We start from the raw sequence: 20,963 nt of genomic DNA, 5'->3' as shown, positions 1-20,963 counted from the left end.
ATCCTATGGGCGGTCCGGATTACCCGACAGGGCCCAAAGTCCCTTGGGCGCGCTGACCGGTGACTTTCTTGCCCGCGGTCACGGGGCCGGGGAGCGGGGAGGCCACCTTGAGCATCAGCAGCAACAGGCCAAGCTCGGCAAGTCCTGCGCCGAAATAGACCGCCTGCAGCACACTGAACGGGATCAGCATCATTTGGACGAAGATCCAGACCAGGATCGAGTAGCCCGCTGCTGCCGTCAACAGGCCCGCCAGGCGGTGGCGTCGCAACATGGCCACGAAGGCAGCGACATGCAGGCCACCGACAATGAGGGCCAGCAGGAGCCCTGGGACCACGAATGAGCTGAAGGGTGAACCATTGAGGTACTCAAGGGGCACCTGCGCTTCAACAGGCAGCCCGAGTTTTTCGGGGCCCAGCCAGGAACCGAGCGCCATGGCAAGTCCTCCGGCCAGGGAGGTCAGCGCCCCGAAGCCCAGCACGATCAGAAGCAGTATGCGGACCATGTGACTCTCCTACAGATGTTGGGACGGACGTTAGGTGATGTTGGGGCGGAAATGTTTGTCCAGCGCCACTACTCCCCACGCCGCAGCGGCCGCCAGGAAGACTGCAAGCCAGGATTGCAGGTCCAGTGGCGCGGTATGGAACAGCGTGTTCATCGCCGGGAGGTAGGTGATCGCGGCCTGGGCCAGAACCTGCAGGAGAACCCCGACGGCCAGCCAGCGGTTGCTGAAGGGCTTGACGGTCCACGCCGGGTGGCCGAGTGAGCGGCAACTGAAGAGGTAGAGAATCTGGAAGGCCACGAACAGGTTCAATGCGGCCGTGCGGGCTTCGGGAAGAGAGGCTCCCCGCCCCAGTTCGCCCTGGAAAGTCCACCACGTTCCACCCACCAACAGGGCCGAAACGAGGAGGACACGCAGGCCCAGCTGCCGGGTGAACAGCGGCCTGTCAGGATCTCGCGGTGGCCTGGACATGAGGCCTGGTTCTTTGGGTTCAAAGGCCAGCATGAGGCCCAAAGCCACGGCGGTGGTCATGTTGATCCACAGAATCTGGGTTGGGAGGATCGGCAGAGTCCATCCCATGAGGATGGCCACGAGGATGACCAGCCCCTCGGCCATGTTGGTGGGGAGTGTCCACGTGATGAACTTGAACAGGTTGTCCAGGACGTTGCGGCCTTCCTCCACTGCCGCTTCGATGGTGGCGAAATTGTCGTCCGTGAGCACGATGTCGGCAGCTTCCTTGGCCACTTCCGTGCCGGATCCGCCCATCGCAACACCCACGTCCGCTTGCCGCAGTGCGGGTGCGTCGTTGACGCCGTCGCCCGTCATCGCCACGATGTGGCCACTGTCCTGCAGGAGCCCGATGAGCCGGAGTTTCTGTTGCGGCGTCACCCGGGCAAAGACCGTCGCCGTGTTCACGGCGCGGCTCAGTTCATCCCCGGTCAGTCCCTCCACGTCGGTTCCGGTCAGCAGGCCGCCAACAGTGGAGTTCCCGTCCAGTCCCACAGCAGCGGCGATGGCAGCGGCTGTGCGGGGATGGTCGCCCGTCATCATCTTGACGTCGATGCCGGCGTCTTTGCAGGACTGCACTGCGCGCGCTGCCGCCGGCCTGGGTGGATCCTGCATGGCCTGGAACCCCGTAAAGACCAGCCCTGACACCGCCCCGGTGTCTTGCAGGGGAGCTTGGCCATGCGTAAATCCCACGGCGGTGGCAATGATGCGCAAGCCCCGGCCCGCCAGCTGGTCAGCCTCCCCGAACGCTTTTGACGGTTCAAGGGCTGAGATGCTTCCGTCGGTGCCCATCCGGCCGGTGCACAGCCCGAGAATCCGTTCCAGGCTTCCTTTGACCAGGAGAATCCCCTGATCCGGCGAGGTGCCCTTCCGGTGGTGGCTGGCCGAGTATTGGCGTTCGTGCGTGAAAGGCAGGCTCTGCAGGACGTCGTTCCTCGCCAGGAAGAGCTTTGTGTCGATGCCTCCTTTGGGTGCAGCCACCAGCATTGCGGCTTCGGTGGGATCACCCCGCACGCGCCACTGCCCGTTCCCGCGGGACTGTCCGCTCTCCCGGGACAGGGCGGAGTCGTTGCTGACGGCACCGGCCAGCAGGCACCAGTAGAGGGCAGCGTCGCGATCCGCCACCGGACCAGGAGGGGCAGCACCCGGTGTTTCCTGCGCCGTCGTGATGGCTCCCTCCGGACTGTAGCCGGTCCCTGAGACGTGGTAGTGCCCCGATGGCGTGGTCACAGACACCACTGTCATCTGGTTTTCGGTGAATGTTCCGGTTTTGTCCGAACAGATCACCGTTGTGCTGCCAAGGGTCTCCACAACAGGCAAGCGCCTGACAACGGCACGGCGCGCAGCCATCCGCCTGACCCCGATAGCCAGTGTCACCGATACTGCGGCGGGCAGCCCTTCCGGGACAGCGCCTACCGCGAGGGCCACGGCGGCGGTAAACATCTCACCTGCCGGCTGGCCCCGTGCCACCCCAAAGACGAAGGTGACTGCCGCCAGCCCCAGGATGACCCCGGTCAAAGCCTTGCTGAAACCTCCCAGTTTGCGTGTCAGCAGGGTTGGCTGGCGTCGGATTGCTCCCATCAGCCGCTGGATCTCGCCAAGTTCAGTGCCGCCTGCGGTGGCAACGACGATCCCGGCCCCGCTGCCGGCGGAGACCAGCGTGCCGCTGTAGACCATGTTGCGGCGATCAGCCACGGGGGTGGTCACGGGCAGGACGATCTGGTCTTTGGGCACCGGCTCGGACTCCCCGGTGAGGGCTGACTCATCGGCTTCCAGCCCTTCGAGGCGCACCAAACGGATGTCCGCAGGCACCTTGTCTCCCGCTTCGAGGAAAACCAGGTCCCCGGGCACAAGTTCTTCGGACCTCACGTCCATCTTTGCGCCACCGCGAATGACCGTGCTGGCCGCGGGCACCAGTGAACGCAGCGCTTCCAAGGCGGCCTCGGCCCTGGATTCCTGCAGCAGGCCGATGGCGAGGTTCACGATCACGACCACCGAAATGACCAGGGCGTCCACATACTCAGCCAACAGAAGGGTGACTGCCACGGCTGCGAGCAAGACGTAGATGAGGGGGTCGTTGACCTGGTGGATCAGCGACCGCAGGAATCCTGCGCCTTGCGGGCGGGGAAGCACGTTGGGTCCGAAGACGCCCTTGCGGGTGGCGGCTTCCTGCGGACTCAACCCCTTTAGGGCGTCCGTCTCCAGGATGAGGACCACTTCATGCGCAGCCAGGCTGTGGTGGGCCGTATCGGACGCGGTGTTCATGCCGGAATTCCGTATGCCTAGGGGCCAAGCAGCCGGTCGAGGGTCACAAAGCCGTACCCGGCGGCCCGGATGCCGTCAATGACGTCAGCCAATGCGTCGGCGTCGAGGGTGCTGCCGTCGTCGGGATTCGAACCGAGGTGCATGAGGATGATTCCGCCGGGTTGCAGGTTGCCCAGGACCCGCTCTGCCACCCCGCTCCGGGACATGCCGCCACTGGTGCCTTTCCACCCCAAGGTGTCCACGGTCCAGCGGACAGGGACATAGCCCAAAGAGTTGACCGCGTTGATGGTCCGCTCATCCCGGTCTCCGAACGGGAAGCGGAACAAAGGCCGGGGGTCGCCTCCGGCAGCGGTTATCGCCGCTTCGGCATCCCGGATTTCCGCGGCGATGGCCGGCTCCGGGAGCCGGGTCATTGCGGGGTGGGTCATGGAGTGGTTTCCCACCCGATGCCCGGACGCCACGATCCGTGCCACGCCGGATGGGTTGGACGCGGCCCAGGCCCCGGTCAGGAAGAATGTTCCGGCCACCTGCCTGTTTGCCAGCGTTGCCAGGATGCTGTCCAGCCCCGCGGCGTTCGCGCCGGCGTCGAATGTCAGGGCGATGTTGTTCCCGGCCCCCGGGATGATGGTCAGGTCCTGCCCCAGCAGCCCCGGCGGAATGGGCGGCGCGGCTGTTGCACCGGGAGTCGGGGGCTGCGCGGGGCTGCTAGCGGTGGGGCCGGGTTCCGGGGGGAGTGGCGTCGTTCCACCGGTCGTTGCCGTGGGTTCCGTGTCCGCTGTGGGTCCTGTATCAGCGGTGGGGGAGGGAGACACGACGCCGGTGGTGCCGGGGGTCGGGGCCAGGGAACCCGAGGACGTGGTCGCCGACGGCGTCCCGCCGGGCCCCGCCACCAGGAGCGTGATCGTGACGGCGGCCGCCAGGAGGATCACGGTCGCTGCCAGCACGACGGCGACCACCCGGCGTCGTGCCCTGAGTCCCCGCTCCGGGCGTGGTGACTCAGCTCCGGTCGCCGCCACCGTCAGGCCTTCCGGGCCGCTCGGCCGGCAGACCCTGGTGGCCGGCCGGGCGGGGGTCCGTGTCCCGGGGGTCCATGTCCCGGGGGTCCGCTGCATCGGGTTCGTCAGGTCCTTGGTCCAGGCGGAACGGCGGGTATTCGTCCCTCATGAGGGCGCCGTAAACCACGACGCGGTAAGCCCAGCGGTTGATCCCCATGATGAAGGCGAAAAGGGGCCGCGGATAGCGTCCGGAAAAGAGCAGGATCACCAGGGCGATAAGCACCAGAATGGCCAACAGGGACAACCCGCCGCCGCGTTCGGTGACCACCCCTGCCGGGCCGTCCTGGGTGCGCCAGGCCCACGTCGCACTACCGGTGACGGCTCCGATGACGAGCCAGTGCGGGATCAGCAGCAGCCACGATTTCACCAGGACCAGGCCACGCGAGAGCCGGTGCGGGTACTGGACGTCCAGGGTGGCGGGGTAGTCGGCCTGCTCGAGGGTGAAGGGCGGATACTTGTCCGTTCCTCCTGCCGCATAGGCGTAGAACGCGACGCGCCATGTCCAACGCAGCACACCGACGTTGAAGTGGAAGAGCGACTGCGGGTACCGGCCGGTGAAGAGGATGGCGAACCACGCCACAACTGTTGTGACGGCAAAAGCGAACCACAGGAAGAACAACACGAAGAAGTGCGGAATGGCCAGCAGCCATTTGACGAGCCACAACCCGCGGGAGAGGCCGGTGTCCACATGGCCTGTCAGCCTGACGGGATGGGCTTGGTCCCACGTGATGGCCGGCGGCGACCCACCGGGTACAGTGGCCGGTGCGGGGCCGCGGCCCGCGGGCCCTGCCGGTGGTGGCGGCCCGGGCGTCCCCCGACGCCCCAGGCCCACCGCGCCGATGACCAGCAGTGGCAAGCCGACCACCAGGGCCAGTCCGCCGGCAACCAGCAGGCCGGTTGCTGCGGGCCTGATGAGCTCGGACCTGAAACCTGCCTGCAGGTCCACGGAGACACCTTGGGCCGCGTCGGCGTTCATGATAACTACCGTCCAGGTGCCGGGTGTGATCTTCCACGTTAGTTCCTGCAGGCCTTGGCCCGATGCGGAAGCAACCCAGATGTCCTGGCTGCCCGCAGGGGCCGGGCTGGACAGTCCGGAAACGTCCCGGTAGACGGGCCGGAAGGGATTGAACTTCACTTCCTGCAACTCGGTGTAATGCACTCCGGCAAGGTAGCGGTCCACGTCTTCCCGGGGAGCGATCCCGATGAAGATGTCTTGCTCCGGATCCGCGGCCGTCGCCCGTAGCCGCAGGGTTCCGACGTCGAAGGGGAGCCTTTCGGGGGTTCCCTCACCAACAGCGTCCAGATGGGGCGAAACCAAGGCGAAGGACGGGACAGTGAAGCGTTCCGTCCGGGACGTGAAGTAACCGCCGTCGCGCTGTGCGGCGCCCAGCCAGGCCGCCGCAGCACCGGCGGAGGCGAGGGTGAAGCCGATGAGGGAGAGCACGATTCCCACTGTGAGCATCACGATTGCGCCTGGTCGCTTCATGGCTGCAACTCCTTCCGCTGGAAAATGAACACGGTCACTGCAACCGCCGCCCCGGCCGCAATCAGCGTCGTCACCACGGGCCACACCGCTCCGGGATGGCTTTGGCCGGCGGCCACGCTCGCCGCGATCCCGGGCATGCCGGCCGGCGAGAACCTGAACAGGGGGTCCCACGCCCCGCCCACCGCCAACAGGGCGTACAGTCCCAGGCCTGCACCGGCTGCCCCGGCCGGGGCGGGAATGACCACCGAGAAGAACTCCATGAACGCCAGCAGGAGCAGCGCGAACAGGCAGAGCATGGCGGCCGGACCCCACAACTGCGCAGCCGGTGCCGTGCCGAACACCACACCCGTGGTGATCCACGTGATGGTGGTTCCTGCCGCGAACACGACCGCGATGAAAAGTGCATGGACAACGGCCTTGGCGGTGATGAAGGTGGCGCGTCGCACGGGCTTGGTCAGAACGAAGGCGGCCGTACCGTCGCGCACCTCGGTGGAGACGATCCCGCCGTACATGATGATGATGGCGAAAAGGACCAGTTGGGACAGGTTCTTGACCCATTGGCCGTAGGCATCGGCGAACGTCGCCGGCGGCAAAACCAGGGATTGTTGGCCAGGTGGCGTGAGGGACGCGAGGAGTTCGGGGGTGATCTTCGCCAGGGGTGGGCCACTCACCGCGAAGACCAGGATGATCGCGGGAAGAACCCAGATCCGCCACGTGTGGACGATCTCCTGTGCTTCTTTGGCGGCGAGGGCCGGGAAGGTTTTCACTGCGCTGGTTCTCCCGTCAGCTCAAGGAACACGTCTTCCAGGCTGAGCTCGGCGCTGTCCAGGCGGACCAGGCCAATGGCCGCGCTCGCCACGAGCGAAGGAATTCCACGTTGGGCAGCAGCAGGGTCGGTGGCCCGGACCATGATTTCGCCGCCCGGGCCCGGCCGCACTGACAACGCCCAAGGGGCTTGGGCGATCTGGTGGGCCAACTGCTCCGCACCGTCCGTGACTTCCACGGCGATGGTTTGTTGGCCGTGCCGGGCACGGAGTTCCTCCATGGTGGACTGGGACAGGACCTTCCCTTTGTCCAGGACAGCAACGTGGTCGCAAACCCGCTCGACGTCACTGAGTATGTGCGTGGAGAAGAAGACCGTGGTCCGGCCCCGCAAGGTCACAAGGAAATCGAGCAGTTCCTTCCTGCCCGCGGGGTCAAGCGCACTGGTGGGCTCGTCCAGCAGCAGCAGCTTTGGTGCGTTGATCAAAGCCTGCGCAACACCGAGCCGCTGGCGCATGCCGCGCGAGTACTTGCCGATGCGCTGTTTGCCCGCTTCGAGCCGGACGAGCTGCAACGTGTCGCGGATGCGCCCGCTGAGCCCGGCTCCGTCGAGGCCGGATAACCGGCCGGCCAGCCGAAGGGCCTGGGTGGACGTCATCCAGTCGTAGAACGCGGGAACGTCCGGAAGGTACCCGATATCCCGACGCACGTACGGGTCATCGGCGCGAAGTTCCCGGCCCAACAGGTGCACGGATCCGGCCGACGCCCGGGACAGCCCTGTGAGGATGCGCAGGAGCGTGGTCTTCCCTGCCCCATTGGGCCCGACGAGTCCGAAGATGGAACCCGGAGGGACATGCAGGTCGATGGCGTCCAGCGCCACGTGGCGGCCGAACGCTTTACTCAAGGCAGAACACTCGACGGCGGCAGGAGGGTTCGCCAGGTGCGCGGACTCCTGCGACGGCGGGGGAAGGATGTGGTGTGCTTCCATCTGACGGGCCTGCCTTGTTCCGACCTCTGTTCCCACGCGATGCCTATGGTGTGTGGACCACGACGACCGGGCAGTGTGCATGGGCTACCACCGCGGAACTGACCGAACCCAAAAGCAGCCCGCCGAAGCCACCGTGCCCCCGCCGTCCGACAACCAGGAGGGCGGCGTGCCTGCTGCCTTCCACCAGGGCGGCCCGGGCGGAGCCTTGGACCAGCCGCGTACTGACATTCTTGGGCAACTCCGGACCAAAGACTTCATTGAGGGTTTCTTTGACGTTTTCCTCTGCCGTGTGGGCAAAACCGTCAATTCCCATGGCAAGGTAGCCCTCGTAGCCCAAGGGAAGTTCCCAGCAGCCCCACGCTTCGAGCGGGGCGTTAAGCGCGAGCGCCAGGCGTTGCCCTTCGCGAAGGGCCTGCTTGGACGCGGCGGAACCGTCGACGCCGACGATGATTTTGCTGGGATCAAGACGGCTGCTCATGATGTGCCCTTCCTTGACGCGAGGGCTTTCACCGAAGCCGCCAGTTCATGGCTCCAGGAGAAGGCCCGTTTGATCTCGCCCTCCAGCAGCGGCCCTTCCGTGCCTTTGACGTAGAAGGGCATGGGCTGGGCCACGATCGTGGCCCCGGCTTTCTGCAGTCCGTGGGAGATCTTCTTGGCGGCATCGCCATGGATGAACAATTTGACCCTGGTATCGAAGGCCGCCGCCAGCACGCCGGCCAGGCCGTCCGCTCCGGCTGCGTCCAGGGCCTTGGTGACGGCTTCGGTAGGGCGCCAGCCGTTGATCGGACTGCCGACCACCAGCAGGTCCCCGACCGAGACGTCGCTGCTGCGGAATTGCGACACCGGGACAGTCCGGCTGTTCTCCAACCCCGCTGCTATTGCTTCAGCCACGGACTTTGTGTTCCCGTAGGCCGAGTCGTACATGATTACAGCTTTCATGGCATTTCCTCGTGGGTGTTAGGGAGGTTCCCCGCATTCTTCGGGGCGCGTCGAAGAGGGTTGTCGTCCATGAGCAGTGTTGCCCAGTAGGTGCCGCCGCCCATCATCATGAAACCCAGCACCCCGAGCGGGGGACTGCCCAAAGGGAGGCTGGCCAACAGGATCCCCAGGCCGCCCAGGGCCACCAGCAAGCCTCGTTGGGTCCGCTTCCAGCGGTGTCCCCGGAGGTCCTGAAGGCTCATGAGGGTGGCAAGTCGTGGATCGTCTTCTTCCAGCCCGCGCGCGATCTTGTCCAGTTCCTGTTTCTCGAAATGTGAAAGTTCCATGGTCGGCCTCCTGCTTGTGCCTCCAGCATGCTCAATGGGGCACAACCAAAACAGGGCCGAAAGTCACCTCAAGCGGCGGGTACAAAGACCCTCCCGCATCGTGGCGGGCCAGCGCAGAATCCAATCATGGATTCAGCACCGAAGGCTGCCTTGGCCAACACCCATGTCCTGTGGTTCGACGCTGCCGGTCTTGCCGACATTCCAAGGATCGGGGGGAAGAACGCCTCCCTTGGCGAGTTGACCCGGGCTTTGCAGGCTGCCGGCGTCCGGGTCCCCGAAGGCTTTGCAACGACGGCGGATGCGTACCGCCAGTTCCTGGCCGTCAATGGCCTGGAGTCCTTGATTGCCGGTTGCATCAACGATTACCGCCTGCGGAAGACGTCGTTGAGGGAAGCCGGAAGCCGCATTCGGAAGGCCATTCTGGGGGCAGAGTTCCCGCCTGAAACCGCTGCAGCCATCAGTGCCGGCTACGCTGAACTTTGCCGTCGTGGCGGCGGACAGGACGTGGCCGTGGCAGTACGAAGCAGTGCGACGGCGGAGGATCTTCCCGATGCCAGTTTCGCCGGACAGCAGGAAACCTACCTGAACGTGGCGGGATCCGCAGCGGTTCTGGACGCCTGCAAGCGCTGCTTTGCTTCCCTCTTTACCGACCGGGCCATCAGCTACCGGGAAATCAAGGGGTTTGAGCATTTGGATGTTGCTTTGTCAGTGGGCGTCCAGCGCATGGTGCGCTCGGACCTGGGCGCATCCGGGGTGATGTTCTCCATCGACACTGAATCGGGCTTTCCGCGGTGCGCTGTGATCAGCGCGGCCTGGGGACTCGGAGAGACCGTGGTCCAGGGAACCATCAACCCGGACAAGTACCAGGTTTTCAAGCCTTTGCTCGCCGATCCTGACCTTGTTCCGATCATCCAGCAGGAGGTCGGGACCAAAGAGCGCAAACTCATTTACGGGCAGGACGGGGACACCGGAACGCAAATGGTGGACACGAGCGAGGCGGAGCGGAAGGCGCTGGTCCTCAGTGATGCTGAAGTGCTCCTCCTGGCCCGCTGGGCTGTCGCTGTGGAAGAGCATTACGGACGGCCGATGGACATGGAGTGGGCCAAGGACGGAATCACGGGCGAACTGTTCATGGTCCAGGCCCGGCCCGAGACCGTCCAGGCGCAACGCCCGCTGACGTCCTTCCGGATGTACAAACTCGAGGAAAGCGGAACTGTCCTGGCACGCGGCGCGGCCGTGGGAGATGCCATCACCACCGGTAAAGTGTCGCGGATCCTGGACGCCCGGGACCTTGAGGACTTCATCGACGGTTCCATCCTGGTGACCCGCGTGACGGATCCCGACTGGGTGCCCATCATGAAACGGGCTGCCGGCATTGTCACCGATCACGGCGGTCCCACCAGCCATGCGGCCATCGTCAGCAGGGAACTCGGCGTGCCGGCGGTGGTCGGTACGGGAAACGCAACCCTGACGCTGGAGCAGGGCGCCCCTGTGACCCTCTCCTGCGCCGAAGGTGAACAGGGCCGCGTCTACGAAGGGACGTTGAAGTTCGACGTCGAGGAGGTTGACACCGGGACGCTGCCCGCCATTAGGACCCAACTCATGATCAACATGGCCAGCCCGGCAGCAGCGATGCGGTGGTGGCGGTTGCCGGCCGCCGGCGTCGGACTGGCCCGCATGGAATTCATCATCAACAACCTGATCCGCGTCCACCCGATGGCCCTGGTCCACCCGGAAAGGGTCACTGACGGTGCCGAAGCTGAAACCATCACGTCCCTGTGGGCAAACCACGCGGATCCCGAGGAGTACTTCGTTGACGTCCTGGCCACCGGAATCGCGAAAATTGCGGCCCCGTTCCACCCCAAGCCGGTGATAGTGCGACTCTCCGACTTCAAAAGCAACGAATACGGCCACCTCATTGGCGGGACGTTCTTTGAGCGTCCCGAGGAAAATCCCATGCTGGGCTTCCGCGGCGCGTCCCGCTATTACAGCGACGAATACCGGGAGGCTTTTGCTTTGGAATGCCGTGCGTTGAAACGGGTCCGGGAGAAGGCAGGCTTCAGGAACGTCATTGTGATGGTGCCGTTCTGCCGAACCGTCCAGGAGGCCCGCACCGTGCTGGAAGCCATGGCAAGCAACGGCTTGGTCCGTGGGCAGGACGGCCTGCAGGTCTACATGATGTGCGAGATACCCTCCAATGTGGTCCTCGCCGCCCGGTTCGCCACGTACTTCGACGGCTTCTCCATTGGATCCAACGACCTTACCCAACTGGTCCTGGGCGTTGACAGGGATTCCGAGCAGCTCTCCGGAATCTTTGACGAACGGGACCCGGCCGTGACGGCCATGATCGCCCAGGCAATCCGGGAAGCCCACGAGGCGGGCATCAAGATCGGACTCTGCGGCCAAGGGCCCAGCAACCACCCGGACTTCGCTGAGTTCCTGGTGGGTGAAGGCATCGACTCGATCTCGCTCAACCCCGACACCTTCCTCCGCACTCTGCCATTGATCGCCGACGCCGAGTTCCGATGGCTGTAGCGGTCAATGAAAAAGTCGCCCACCGCAGCAGCGGCTGCAGCTCCTTACGACGCAGTCATTCTTGACCTGGATGGAGTGGTGACAAATACGGCCCTCGTTCACCTCGCGGCGTGGAAAGAGGCGTACGAAGCCATCATTCATGATCCCCGCTACCCGAAGGATGGAAGCCGGGCCCCCTTCACACCGGATGACTACTACGCCTTGGTGGACGGCAAGCCCCGGGAACAAGGGCTGATCGGGCTCATGGCATCCAGGGGAGTGGACATCCCGCCGGGAACCCCGCAGGACGCCGGCGGCGACTGGACCGCCGTCGGGCTTGGGGCCTGGAAGAACAAGGCGTACCTGAGACGGCTGCAGGAAGGAGGCGTGCAGATCTTTCCGGGCACCGGACGGTTCCTGGAGAACTTGAAGGACGCCGGTGTCGCCACCGCGTTGGTAACCTCCAGCCGTAACGCGACCCCCGTCCTTGCCGCCGCCAACCTGCTGGACTCGTTCTCGGTGGTCATCGATGGCCGGGTGGCAGCGTCGCATGGCCTGGCCGGCAAACCGGCCCCCGATACATTCCTGGAGGCCGCACGCAGGCTGGACGTGGGCGTGCGGCGCGCCGTGGTGGTGGAAGACGCCGTCGCCGGGGTGCTGGCCGCAAGCCGGGGCGGATTCGGCTTGGTGGTGGGCGTTGACCGGCACGGCAACCGGGCGGAGCTGGAAGCTGCCGGTGCCGACGTGGTGATCAACAACCTCGCCGAACTGGACCTGGGCCTCGTGATGCGGGATCCGTGGCTGCTGATCTACGAAGGCATGGATCCTGAGCACGAAGGCCACCGCGAAGCCCTGACCACCCTCGGCAATGGATACATGGGGATACGGGGAGCCGTCAGTGAAAACCGCAGGCCCGGCCGCTATGCCGGAACGTATCTGGCCGGTGTGTATAACAGGGTTTGGTCCACGATTGGCGAGGGAACCGTCGCGGAAGAGCACATGGTCAACCTGCCCGACTGCCTGCCCCTGGACCTGCGCCTGGAAGGCACCCAGTGGTGGTCCGGGGGCGGCCTGGAGATCCTCCATGAACGCCGCGTCCTCAATATGGAAAAGGCGGTCCTGACCCGGCATCTCCTGCTGGAAGCGCCGGACGGGAGGCATCTCCACCTGGAAGAAACGAGGTTCGTGTCCATGGACACCCGGCACATCCTGGCTATCCGGACACGGCTCACACCCCGCGACTGGAGCGGGCTCCTGGATATCACCGCCGGGGTCAATTGCCTGGTCCGCAACAGCAACCTGCCCGAGCCCCCGCTGAGTTCCCAGGTCCATCTGATCGACAGGACCATACCGCCATCCCGCGACGCCGGCCCGGTCCTGGCCGCGGAGGTGGAGACCACCCAAAGCCAGGTGCGCGTGGCCATTGCGGCGGCAGTTGACGTCTCCGGGTCCACCGGAGTGACCGAAAGCCGGGCGGGTTTCCACTTCCGGAGCTTCCAGGTCCGGTCCTCGGAGGAAAACCCCGTCACAGTGGACCGGATCATTGCGATCTCGACGTCCAGGGACCGGGCAGCCTCGTCGGCAGCCACGTCCGCTGCCGCTGCGTTGGCAGGTTCCGGGGGCGACTTCGAAGAACTGTTGCGCCGGCACAAAGCATCCTGGCGGCGTGTCCTTCGGCCGTTCAAGGTGCAGCTTGATGCGCCCGTGCAGGTTCAGTTGGTGCTGAACCTGCACTTGTTCCACCTCTTGCAGACCCTGACTCCGCACACGGCCGAACTCGACGTCGGTGTTCCCGCCCGTGGACTGCACGGCGAGGGATACCGCGGCCACGTGTTTTGGGACGAGCTGTTTGTCCTCCCGGTCCTGAACCCGCGCATGCCCGAGGTTTCCAAAGCCCTCTTGGACTACCGTTGGCGGCGGCTGCCCGCCGCCCGCCAGGCCGCCGTCGCAAAGGGCTTGTCCGGTGCGCTGTTTCCGTGGCAGAGCGGCAGCGACGGCACGGAAGAAACACCGGATTGGCTTTACAACCCGCGCTCAGGGCAATGGGTGCCGGATTATTCGCACCTGCAGGTCCACGCCGGACTCGCAGTGGCGTTCAACGCCTGGCAGTACTTCGAATCCAGCAACGACGTCCCGTGGTTGCTGGGACACGGCGCAGAGCTGCTCATTGACGTGGCACGCTGTTTTGCCTCCCTGGCCGTCCACGATCCCGGTCACCGCCGCTACCACATCCGCGGAGTGGCGGGCCCGGATGAATACCACACGTGGTTGCCCGGGCGGGATGTTCCCGGCCTGGACGACAACGCTTACACGAACGTCATGGCGGCGTGGGTTTGTGGCAAGGCGGCCGAAGTCACTTCAATGTTCCCGGGCCACGAACAGCAGGAACTGCTGGAACGGCTGGGTGTCGGCAAACGCGAGCGGGCACACTGGGGCAGGCTCTCCCGGGCCATGTATGTGCCGTTCAACAAAGACGGCCTGATCAGCCAGTTCGAAGGCTACGATCTTTTGCGGGAGCTGGACTGGGATGGCTACCGGCAAGAGTACGACAATATAGAGCGGCTGGACCTGATCCTGGGGGCGGAAGGCGATGACGTCAACCGCTATAAGCTCGCCAAGCAGGCGGACGTCCTCATGTTGCCGTACCTGCTGGGTGGTTCCGGCCTCATCGCAATGCTCCACCAACTGGGTTACCGCATGACCGAGGCACAGCTGGCGCGGACCGTTGAGTACTACCTCGCCAGGACAGCGCACGGCTCAACACTGAGCAGGGTGGCGCACGCCTCCGTCCTGGCTGCCGTGGACCCTGACCGCGCCTGGGAAAGCTACCGCGAAGCACTCGACGCGGACTTGGATGACACCCAGCACGGAACGACCAAAGCCGGTATCCACCTGGGTGCGATGGCGGGCACGGTGGACGTCATCCAAAGAAGTTTCGCGGGGCTGCGGGTTGGCCGTTCAGGAATCACCTTCACCCCCAATTTGCCGCGCGGACTCAACTCCGTGTCCTTCACGGTGAAGACCCAGGGACACTGGCTGGACATCGAACTGACCACAGAACGGATCCGGGTCACGTCCTCTCCCGGCAGCGCTCCTCCGCTCCGGATCCAGGTCCGCGACCAAACACTGATGCTGCCGGCAGGAGAGAGCCGGAGTTTCAGGCTGCAGGCGGGATCGCGATGAGAAGGTTGGGGATCCTGACGAGCGGCGGCGACTGCCCGGGCGTCAATGCCGTCATCCGGGGAGCAGTCCTGGCCGGGGTCCGGACCGGGCAGTATGACTTCGTGGGCTACCTGGACGGTTGGAGCGGTGTGCTCAGCAACAACACTGTTCCCCTGACCCTTGAATCGGTCAGGGGCCTTTCGCGCCTGGGCGGAACAATACTGGGAACCTCACGGACCAACCCCATCACGTCCGGGGGAGCCCCGGCAGTCATCGCATCCTTGGAGCGCGGCCAGGTTGATGGCTTGATTGCGGTGGGGGGAGAAGGCACCCTCGCAGCTGCCCGGATCCTGGGCGAATCGGGTATCAAAGTCATCGGCGTCCCCAAGACCATCGATAACGACCTCAGCGCAACGGACTACACCTTCGGGTTCGACACCGCCGTGCAAACGGCCACCGAAGCGATCGATCGGCTGCGCACCACCGGCGAATCCCACCACAGGTGCATGATTGCCGAGGTCATGGGGCGCAACGCCGGCTGGATTGCCCTTCATGCAGGCATGGCCGCCGGAGCGCACGCCATCCTGATCCCGGAACGCCGGGTGAGCCTGGAGCAGGCAGCGGCGTGGGTCCTGTCAGCCCGGAACAGGGGCAGGGCACCTCTGGTGGTGGTGGCAGAGGCCTACGTTCCATCAGGCCAGGATGCTCCCTACTTCCCGCGCGGACTCGATACCTTTGGCCGTCCGCGCTTGGGTGGGATCGGATACCTCTTGGAGGAACAGCTCCAGGAACTGACGGGAATCGAATGCAGGGCAACGGTCTTGGGGCACATCCAACGGGGTGGGGCGCCCACGGCATTCGACAGGGTCCTGGCAACGCGGTTGGGAATGGCGGCCGTCCGTGCAGCATCCAAGGGGGAGTGGGGCGTGATGGTTTCCTCGCGGGGCACGGAGATCACCACTGTTGACCTTGCTGCCGCGATTGGTGAGCTGCACACGGTCCCGGAGGACCGGTATTTGGAGGCCGAAATGCTGTTCGGGTGACCTGCCCTGCTGCCCTACTATCGGGCGTCGGGCGTCAGGCGAGGGAGAGGAACAGCTTCTCCAGCTCTTTCCTGTCCATCGTTTGGTCCTCCTGGATGATGCACTGCTCCAGGCCCGTGGCGATGATGGCGAAGCCGGCCCGGTCCAGCGCCTTCGAAACGGCGGCGAGCTGGGTGACGACGTCTTTGCAGTCACGGCCTTCTTCCAACATGCGGGTGACGGCGGCGAGCTGCCCCTGTGCGCGCTTGAGGCGGTTGATTACAGGTGTGAGTTCGGTGGGGTTCAGTTCCATGAGGGTGCTCCATCGGTGGGTTGCTGCCCTCCATGGTATACCCCTATGGGTGTACTGATAGTGGTGGCTGACGACAGGCCGGGCAGGTGCCATCCCATCCGCACCTGCCCGTAGCACGTTCTCAACTCCTGGTGATGGGAACCTTCGAGGGCGAAGCTGTCGCTGTCTTTTCCGGGATGGGTGCCCGTACTTCGAGGACGCCGTCCTTGTAGGAAGCGGTCACGTCGCCTTCCTTCACGCCGTCCGGCAAAGGTATGCGGCGGACAAAGGAGCCGTACCGGAACTCCGAGCGGTAGCTGTCCTTCTCCTTGTGCTCCTTCTTTTCCTGGCGTTCGGCCCGGATGGTCAGGCCGCCGTCGGAGACGGTGATCTCCGCGTCCTTTTCCGGGTCGATGCCGGGAAGTTCGGCACGGATCACCAACGTATTCCCGTCAACCACTTCCTCCACTTTGATCCCCCCGGCGGTGCTGTCGCCGTCGAACAATCTCTCGATAAGCTCCATCGGTGAGCGACGCGCATCAAGCCATTTCGTCAGCTCGGTCATGCCAGCCTCCATCTCTTATCCGCCGCGGAACCTTTCCCGGCAGTACCAGCTTTTCGCTTCGGCAGCGCGGCTTCCAGAGTCCAAAGTCCCCGCCCCCGCCGGGGTCTTCCGGCCCTTACCCTGCGCCGGGGACTGCTGCAGGATGGGGATATGCCCGCGGAATTGCCGGGTGCAGGGAGGAGTCAGTGATGGGTGGACGGGTCAACCCGGAGTCAGAGCCCCAACGGCCCAACGACGGCCAGGGAAAAGGGCGTTCCCGCAAGAGGCTAACGGGTCTCCCGCTCCAAGGCAGCCCCCTGGTCCAAAGGATGCTCCGCATCGGCAAACGCCGGGAGGCCGCGGAAGAAAAGCTGGAGCGCCGGCTGGGTGGAGAGGACACTGAGACTCACACCTGACGTTGCCCCTGGCCCCCACACGCCGGATCGTCCCCCCAGGCGCCGGACCGGAACCGGCGTCGGTGGATCTGTCAGCGCATCTGTCAGCGCATCTTCAGCACGGCAGCGCCGGTGATGTGGTCGTTGGCCAGATCCTCCAGCGCACGGTCCGCGTCCGTGAAGTCGTAGGTGGTGACGGTAGGGGCCAGGCCGATCTCCGCGGCCAGGGCCAGGAAAGCGGTGCCGTCGGCCCGGGTGTTGGCGGTGACGCTGCGGATCTGCCGTTCATAGAAGAGTTCGTTCTGGTAATTGAGGGACGGGATGTCCGTGAGGTGGATGCCGGCAATGGCCAAGGTTCCGCCGCGATCCAACGCCCGCAGGCCCACCGGAACCAGTTCGCCCACGGGAGCAAAAAGAATGGCTGAGTCCAGGGGGACCGGCGGAGCATCGTAGGCGTCGCCGGCATAAACCGCTCCGAGGCTGAGGGCCAGGTCCCGGGCTTGTGCCGATCGGGTCATGACGTAGACGGACGCGCCTTTGCTGATGGCGATTTGGGCCGTCAAGTGGGCGGACCCACCGAAGCCATAGATGCCCAGCCTCCCTCCCGGCGGTAGCGCAGCCCGTTCCAGAGCCCTGTAGCCAATGATCCCCGAGCACAGGAGCGGTGCCGCTTGTTCGTTGGTGAAGCGCGCAGGCAAGGCATAGGCGAAGTCCTCATTCACCGTCATATGGTCGGCAAAGCCGCCGTCACGGTCCCACCCCGTGAATCGAGGCGCCAAGCAGAGATTCTCCTGGCCGCGCCGGCAGTAGGGGCAGTGGCCACAGGTCTGGCCGAGCCACGCGACGCCGATTCTGTCCCCGGGAGAGAAGCGGCCTCCGCTGAAACTTTCCACGACCGTGCCTACGGCTTCGTGGCCGGGGATCACCCCGGCGTGGCGGGGCGGAAGGTCGCCCTCGGCGAGATGGAGATCGGTGCGGCAGACACCGCACACATCCACGCGCAGGAGTACCTCGCCCGGCCCGGGCCGCGGGTCCTCGCGTTCGCCCATCCTCAAAGGCCTGTCCGCTATCTTCCCCGGCACATCAACCCACCATGCACGCATGACTCTTCCTCGTCGTCGGATATCAGGAGGCTCGCACGGACCCTTCCCGCCTTCCAGAGGCGAAAGTCACGTCCGCACCGTGGTTGCCGCGGGTAACGTACCGTCCCACAAGCTCGACGGCGGCACTTGCCGCCAGCGCGGTCAGCACCGAGACCAGCAGCAGGTCAGGTGGAGGCCATTCGAGCAGGAAGAACCCGCGGAGGAAATCAAGGCCCATCACCGCTGCCATCCCCACATAGCATCCCGCCAGAACCGGTACCTTCGTTGCGTTCAGGGGCCGGGAAGTCACAGCCAGGATCCACGATCCGATGATGGTCAAGGTGATGGTGGTGGCCGAACGGCTTGTCAGGACACTGTGATCGCCGCTGAGGGACGCATAGGTGTTGACCCCAAGAATGGCAGTGGCCGTGATGACTCCTGCCGGTATCGCGAAGGACAGGGAACGCTTCAGAAAGCCCGGGACGTAGCGACGGCTGCTGGGCAGGAGGGCCAGGAAGAACGCCGGCAATCCAATGGTCAGGCCATCGACGGCGGACAGCTGGCGGGGGAGGAAAGGATACGGCTGCAGCAACAATCCGCAGGCCACGGCCAGGACCGTGGCGTAGGCGGTCTTGCTGAGGAAGAGCATCGATACCCGTTCCATGTTGTTGATGGCCCGGCGCCCTTCGGCCACAATGCCTGGCAGGCGGCTGAAGCGTCCATCGAGCAGGACCAGCCGTGCCACGGCTTTGGTTGCCGGGGCGGCCGTGTCCATCGCGATGCCCAGGTCGGCAACCTTGAGTGCGGGGATGTCATTGACGCCGTCACCGGTCATGGCAACGGTGTGGCCTTTCCTTTGAAGGGCCTGGATCAGGTCCTTCTTCTGGTGGGGGCCTACCCGGCCAAACACGTCATTGTCCTGGACACAGGATGCCAGGGCTTCAGGATCCGCGGGGAGTGTTGTGGCGTCACAGGCAGGGCGGCCACCCAGTCCGAACCTCCCGGCCAGCAGTCCCACTGTCCGGGGATCGTCGCCGGAAAAGATCTTGATCTGCACGCCCTGTTGCCGGAAGTAGTCCAGCGTGGCCGAGGCGTCCTCCCGTATCGATTCCCGAAACGTGACGAGCAGCACCGGTGAAGCGCCGGCGGGAGAAGGAGTCCCGCCGGTACCGCCGGCGTCGTTTCCTGCAGCCAGTACCAGAGCCAGGGTCCGGAGGCCGGAGGAGGCCAAGGCGGTAGCGCGTCCACGCGCCTCTTCAGCCGTGCCAAGAACAACCCCGGGGGCGCCCAGGAGCCACGTCCGGGGCGCTCCTGAGGCACCCGCGAGCGTGACGGAGCTCCAGCGCCGCGCAGGGTCGAAAGGTACCGAGGCGAGGGGAGGTTGGGCGCTTCGCGGCGGAAAGGCTGCCTTCAAGGCGCGGGCGGTCGCGTTTGTACGCTGGATGGCACCGAAGCATTCCAAGGCGTCCCGCCAATCCGGAAATTCTTCCTCCGGTCCGAGCAGATGGACTGCGTCGAAAACCATCCGGCCGTCCGTCAGTGTCCCGGTCTTATCCAGGCACAGGACGTCAACCCTCGCCAAGACCTCCACGGCGGCCAGTTCCTGGACGATGACCCGCAGCCTGACCAGCCGGATCGCCCCGACGGCGAACGCCACGCTGGTCAGCAGGACCAAGCCCAAGGGGATCATCGCGATGGTGCTGGCCACAGCCGGCACCACGCCTTCCTTCCAGTCGCCGGACGCGAGCGCCGCGTTCCATCCGCCGTGCTGGATCATTTGGGAATTGAGGACCAATGCGGACAACGGAAGGACAAGCCATGCGATGGCTTTCAGGACCTTATTGATTCCGGAGCGGATTTCGGAGGTCACGAGCGAGAAGCGTTTGGCTTCCGTCGCGATGCGTTGGGCGAAGGTCTCAAGGCCCACGGTGGTGATCCGGGCGAACCCTGATCCGGACACCACCAATGAACCCGACAGCAGGACCTGGCCGGCACTCTTCCGGACGGGTTCGGATTCGCCCGTCAGGAGTGATTCGTCGACGTCGAGGCTGCCGTGGCCAAGGCTGACGGCGTCGGCAGACAGCTGGTCCCCGGCGCCCAGAACCACAATGTCATCCTTGACGAGGTCCCGTCCCGGGATCACTTGTTCCGTCCCGTCCCGGAGCACAGTTGCCTGCGCACTGTGCAGGATGGCCAAACGGTCCAGTGCCCGTTTGGCCCGGTACTCCTGGACCACGCCGATGATGATGTTTCCCATCGCGGCGAGCCCGAAGAGTGCATCCTGCCATTGCCCCAGGACGAGCAGCATCGCAAAGGCCGCAAAAACCAGGCCATTGAAGAGTGTCAGGACGTTCGCCCTGATAATAGCGCGCAGACTCCGACTGGCTGGTAGTTGTGCACTGTTGTCCAGGCCATGGTCGATGCGGAGTGCGACGTCCGCCCGGGTGAGTCCTTGCATGGCCCGGCGCCCTAGATGTAATTCCCACGGAGGTTGTGAACGCGGCTGATGGGGGTTTTGCCTCCGATGCCGGTATGGGTTCTGTGCTGATTGTAGTGGTGGAGCCAGTCCAGGTAGGTGGCAGCGCGCTCGGCTTCTGAAACGTAGGGGCGGGCGTAGGCCCATTCGGTGGCGAGGGTGCGGTTGAAGCGCTCTACCTTGCCGTTGGTCTGTGGCCGGTAAGGCCGGGTGCGTCGGTGTTTGATGTGCGGGCCCAGGGCCGCGGCGAAGGCCCGGGAGCGGTAGCACGATCCGTTGTCGGTCAGCACGGCTTTGACGGTAATTCCGTGCGCGGCGAAGAATGCGACGGCTCGCAGCCAGAAGGCGGATGCGGTCTCTTTTGTCTCGTCATTGAGGATTTCGGAGTACGCCAAACGGGAGTGGTCATCGACCGCGTGGTGCAGGTAGGCGTAGCCGGTTCCCGCCCTGCGGTTGCGTCGACCCTTCGCCCGTCCGAGGGCGCGGTGTCCACCGCCGTCCGGGATGCGCCCGAGCTTCTTGATGTCCACGTGGATCAGGTCCCCGGGGTTCTCGTGCTCGTAGCGTTGTGGTGCGGGTTTGCGAACGGGCAGGCCGGTGCCCTGATCCAGGCAGGCCAGCCGGGGCATCCGGTACCGGGTCAGGACCT

Annotated in this window: 18 protein-coding genes; 3 read left to right on the top strand and 15 right to left on the bottom strand. The window is 65.1% G+C overall.

Annotation, left to right across the window (positions count from 1 at the left end; all coding sequences use genetic code 11):
* Positions 1–19: 19 nt before the first annotated feature.
* The 9 genes from OCL88_RS02205 to OCL88_RS02165 are packed head-to-tail and all read right to left on the bottom strand — an operon-like array spanning position 20 to position 8,827.
* Positions 20–502: a hypothetical protein gene (locus OCL88_RS02205; RefSeq protein WP_264961460.1), complete on the bottom strand. Its 483-nt coding sequence runs from the start codon at positions 500–502 to the stop codon at positions 20–22.
* A gap of 30 nt (positions 503–532) precedes the next feature.
* Positions 533–3,271, bottom strand: a complete 2,739-nt coding sequence (locus OCL88_RS02200) for a cation-translocating P-type ATPase (protein WP_264961459.1) — start codon at positions 3,269–3,271, stop codon at positions 533–535.
* A 17-nt stretch (positions 3,272–3,288) separates the two neighbouring features.
* Positions 3,289–4,287, bottom strand: a complete 999-nt coding sequence (locus OCL88_RS02195) for a polysaccharide deacetylase family protein (protein ID WP_264961458.1) — start codon at positions 4,285–4,287, stop codon at positions 3,289–3,291.
* Complete coding sequence (locus OCL88_RS02190) at positions 4,268–5,812, bottom strand: DUF4389 domain-containing protein (protein ID WP_264961457.1); 1,545 nt, start codon at positions 5,810–5,812, stop codon at positions 4,268–4,270. The genes OCL88_RS02195 and OCL88_RS02190 overlap by 20 nt, the downstream gene beginning before the upstream one ends.
* Positions 5,809–6,579: an ABC transporter permease gene (locus tag OCL88_RS02185; protein WP_264961456.1), complete on the bottom strand. Its 771-nt coding sequence runs from the start codon at positions 6,577–6,579 to the stop codon at positions 5,809–5,811. Before OCL88_RS02185 ends, OCL88_RS02190 begins: the two co-directional genes overlap by 4 nt.
* Positions 6,576–7,562 carry an ATP-binding cassette domain-containing protein gene (locus OCL88_RS02180; RefSeq protein ID WP_264961455.1) on the bottom strand — a complete coding sequence of 329 codons (987 nt, stop codon included), beginning with the start codon at positions 7,560–7,562 and terminating at the stop codon, positions 6,576–6,578. The genes OCL88_RS02185 and OCL88_RS02180 overlap by 4 nt, the downstream gene beginning before the upstream one ends.
* Positions 7,563–7,605: 43 nt before the next feature.
* Positions 7,606–8,040: a universal stress protein gene (locus OCL88_RS02175; RefSeq protein WP_264961454.1), complete on the bottom strand. Its 435-nt coding sequence runs from the start codon at positions 8,038–8,040 to the stop codon at positions 7,606–7,608.
* Positions 8,037–8,501, bottom strand: coding sequence for a flavodoxin family protein (locus tag OCL88_RS02170; RefSeq protein WP_166186263.1), 465 nt, complete (start codon positions 8,499–8,501; stop codon positions 8,037–8,039). Before OCL88_RS02170 ends, OCL88_RS02175 begins: the two co-directional genes overlap by 4 nt.
* Complete coding sequence (locus OCL88_RS02165) at positions 8,498–8,827, bottom strand: DUF3040 domain-containing protein (RefSeq protein ID WP_264961453.1); 330 nt, start codon at positions 8,825–8,827, stop codon at positions 8,498–8,500. Before OCL88_RS02165 ends, OCL88_RS02170 begins: the two co-directional genes overlap by 4 nt.
* Positions 8,828–8,953: 126 nt before the next feature.
* Here OCL88_RS02165 and ppsA point away from each other — a divergent pair, with 126 nt between their 5' ends.
* Genes ppsA through OCL88_RS02150 form a run of 3 tightly spaced genes read left to right on the top strand, consistent with a single transcriptional unit; the run spans position 8,954 to position 15,546 of the window.
* A complete protein-coding gene (ppsA, locus tag OCL88_RS02160; RefSeq protein WP_264961452.1) occupies positions 8,954–11,362 on the top strand; it encodes a phosphoenolpyruvate synthase in 2,409 nt (802 codons plus the stop codon).
* A 6-nt stretch (positions 11,363–11,368) separates the two neighbouring features.
* Positions 11,369–14,524 carry an HAD-IA family hydrolase gene (locus OCL88_RS02155; RefSeq protein WP_264961451.1) on the top strand — a complete coding sequence of 1,052 codons (3,156 nt, stop codon included), beginning with the start codon at positions 11,369–11,371 and terminating at the stop codon, positions 14,522–14,524.
* Complete coding sequence (locus tag OCL88_RS02150) at positions 14,521–15,546, top strand: 6-phosphofructokinase (protein WP_264961450.1); 1,026 nt, start codon at positions 14,521–14,523, stop codon at positions 15,544–15,546. The genes OCL88_RS02155 and OCL88_RS02150 overlap by 4 nt, the downstream gene beginning before the upstream one ends.
* 34 nt (positions 15,547–15,580) lie before the next feature.
* On the opposite strand, the gene OCL88_RS02145 is transcribed toward OCL88_RS02150, so the two are convergent.
* From OCL88_RS02145 to OCL88_RS02120, 6 genes are all read right to left on the bottom strand, one after another.
* Entirely contained in the window at positions 15,581–15,838 is a 258-nt protein-coding gene (locus OCL88_RS02145; protein ID WP_021472132.1) for a metal-sensitive transcriptional regulator, read from the bottom strand.
* A 121-nt stretch (positions 15,839–15,959) separates the two neighbouring features.
* A complete protein-coding gene (locus OCL88_RS02140; protein WP_264961449.1) occupies positions 15,960–16,382 on the bottom strand; it encodes an Hsp20/alpha crystallin family protein in 423 nt (140 codons plus the stop codon).
* A 266-nt stretch (positions 16,383–16,648) separates the two neighbouring features.
* The gene (locus OCL88_RS02135; RefSeq protein ID WP_264961448.1) at positions 16,649–16,771 is read right to left on the bottom strand and encodes a hypothetical protein; all 123 of its coding nucleotides are present in this window, start codon (positions 16,769–16,771) and stop codon (positions 16,649–16,651) included.
* An 89-nt stretch (positions 16,772–16,860) separates the two neighbouring features.
* Positions 16,861–17,859 (bottom strand): zinc-dependent alcohol dehydrogenase family protein, encoded by a 999-nt coding sequence (locus tag OCL88_RS02130; protein WP_264961447.1) that lies wholly within the window; start codon positions 17,857–17,859, stop codon positions 16,861–16,863.
* 22 nt (positions 17,860–17,881) lie between these two features.
* A complete protein-coding gene (locus tag OCL88_RS02125) occupies positions 17,882–20,296 on the bottom strand; it encodes a cation-translocating P-type ATPase (RefSeq protein WP_264961446.1) in 2,415 nt (804 codons plus the stop codon).
* 11 nt (positions 20,297–20,307) lie between these two features.
* A partial coding sequence (locus OCL88_RS02120) for an IS481 family transposase (protein WP_264961445.1) occupies positions 20,308–20,963 on the bottom strand: 656 nt, incomplete at its 5' end.

Origin of the sequence: Paenarthrobacter sp. PAE-2, assembly GCF_026013155.1 — a bacterium.
Classification (GTDB): domain Bacteria; phylum Actinomycetota; class Actinomycetes; order Actinomycetales; family Micrococcaceae; genus Arthrobacter; species Arthrobacter ureafaciens.
The sequence above is the reverse complement of the archived record's forward strand: the minus strand, read 5'-3'. Positions and strand labels throughout refer to the sequence as shown.

Coding starts and splice junctions, on each gene's coding strand:
- OCL88_RS02145 (WP_021472132.1), bottom strand. CDS start 15,838: ATGGAACTGAACCCCACCGAACTCACACCTGTAATCAACCGCCTCAAG.
- OCL88_RS02125 (WP_264961446.1), bottom strand. CDS start 20,296: ATGCAAGGACTCACCCGGGCGGACGTCGCACTCCGCATCGACCATGGC.
- OCL88_RS02130 (WP_264961447.1), bottom strand. CDS start 17,859: ATGCGTGCATGGTGGGTTGATGTGCCGGGGAAGATAGCGGACAGGCCT.
- OCL88_RS02200 (WP_264961459.1), bottom strand. CDS start 3,271: ATGAACACCGCGTCCGATACGGCCCACCACAGCCTGGCTGCGCATGAA.
- OCL88_RS02175 (WP_264961454.1), bottom strand. CDS start 8,040: ATGAGCAGCCGTCTTGATCCCAGCAAAATCATCGTCGGCGTCGACGGT.
- OCL88_RS02155 (WP_264961451.1), top strand. CDS start 11,369: ATGAAAAAGTCGCCCACCGCAGCAGCGGCTGCAGCTCCTTACGACGCA.
- OCL88_RS02140 (WP_264961449.1), bottom strand. CDS start 16,382: ATGACCGAGCTGACGAAATGGCTTGATGCGCGTCGCTCACCGATGGAG.
- OCL88_RS02150 (WP_264961450.1), top strand. CDS start 14,521: ATGAGAAGGTTGGGGATCCTGACGAGCGGCGGCGACTGCCCGGGCGTC.
- OCL88_RS02190 (WP_264961457.1), bottom strand. CDS start 5,812: ATGAAGCGACCAGGCGCAATCGTGATGCTCACAGTGGGAATCGTGCTC.
- OCL88_RS02180 (WP_264961455.1), bottom strand. CDS start 7,562: ATGGAAGCACACCACATCCTTCCCCCGCCGTCGCAGGAGTCCGCGCAC.
- OCL88_RS02205 (WP_264961460.1), bottom strand. CDS start 502: ATGGTCCGCATACTGCTTCTGATCGTGCTGGGCTTCGGGGCGCTGACC.
- ppsA (WP_264961452.1), top strand. CDS start 8,954: ATGGATTCAGCACCGAAGGCTGCCTTGGCCAACACCCATGTCCTGTGG.
- OCL88_RS02170 (WP_166186263.1), bottom strand. CDS start 8,501: ATGAAAGCTGTAATCATGTACGACTCGGCCTACGGGAACACAAAGTCC.
- OCL88_RS02165 (WP_264961453.1), bottom strand. CDS start 8,827: ATGGAACTTTCACATTTCGAGAAACAGGAACTGGACAAGATCGCGCGC.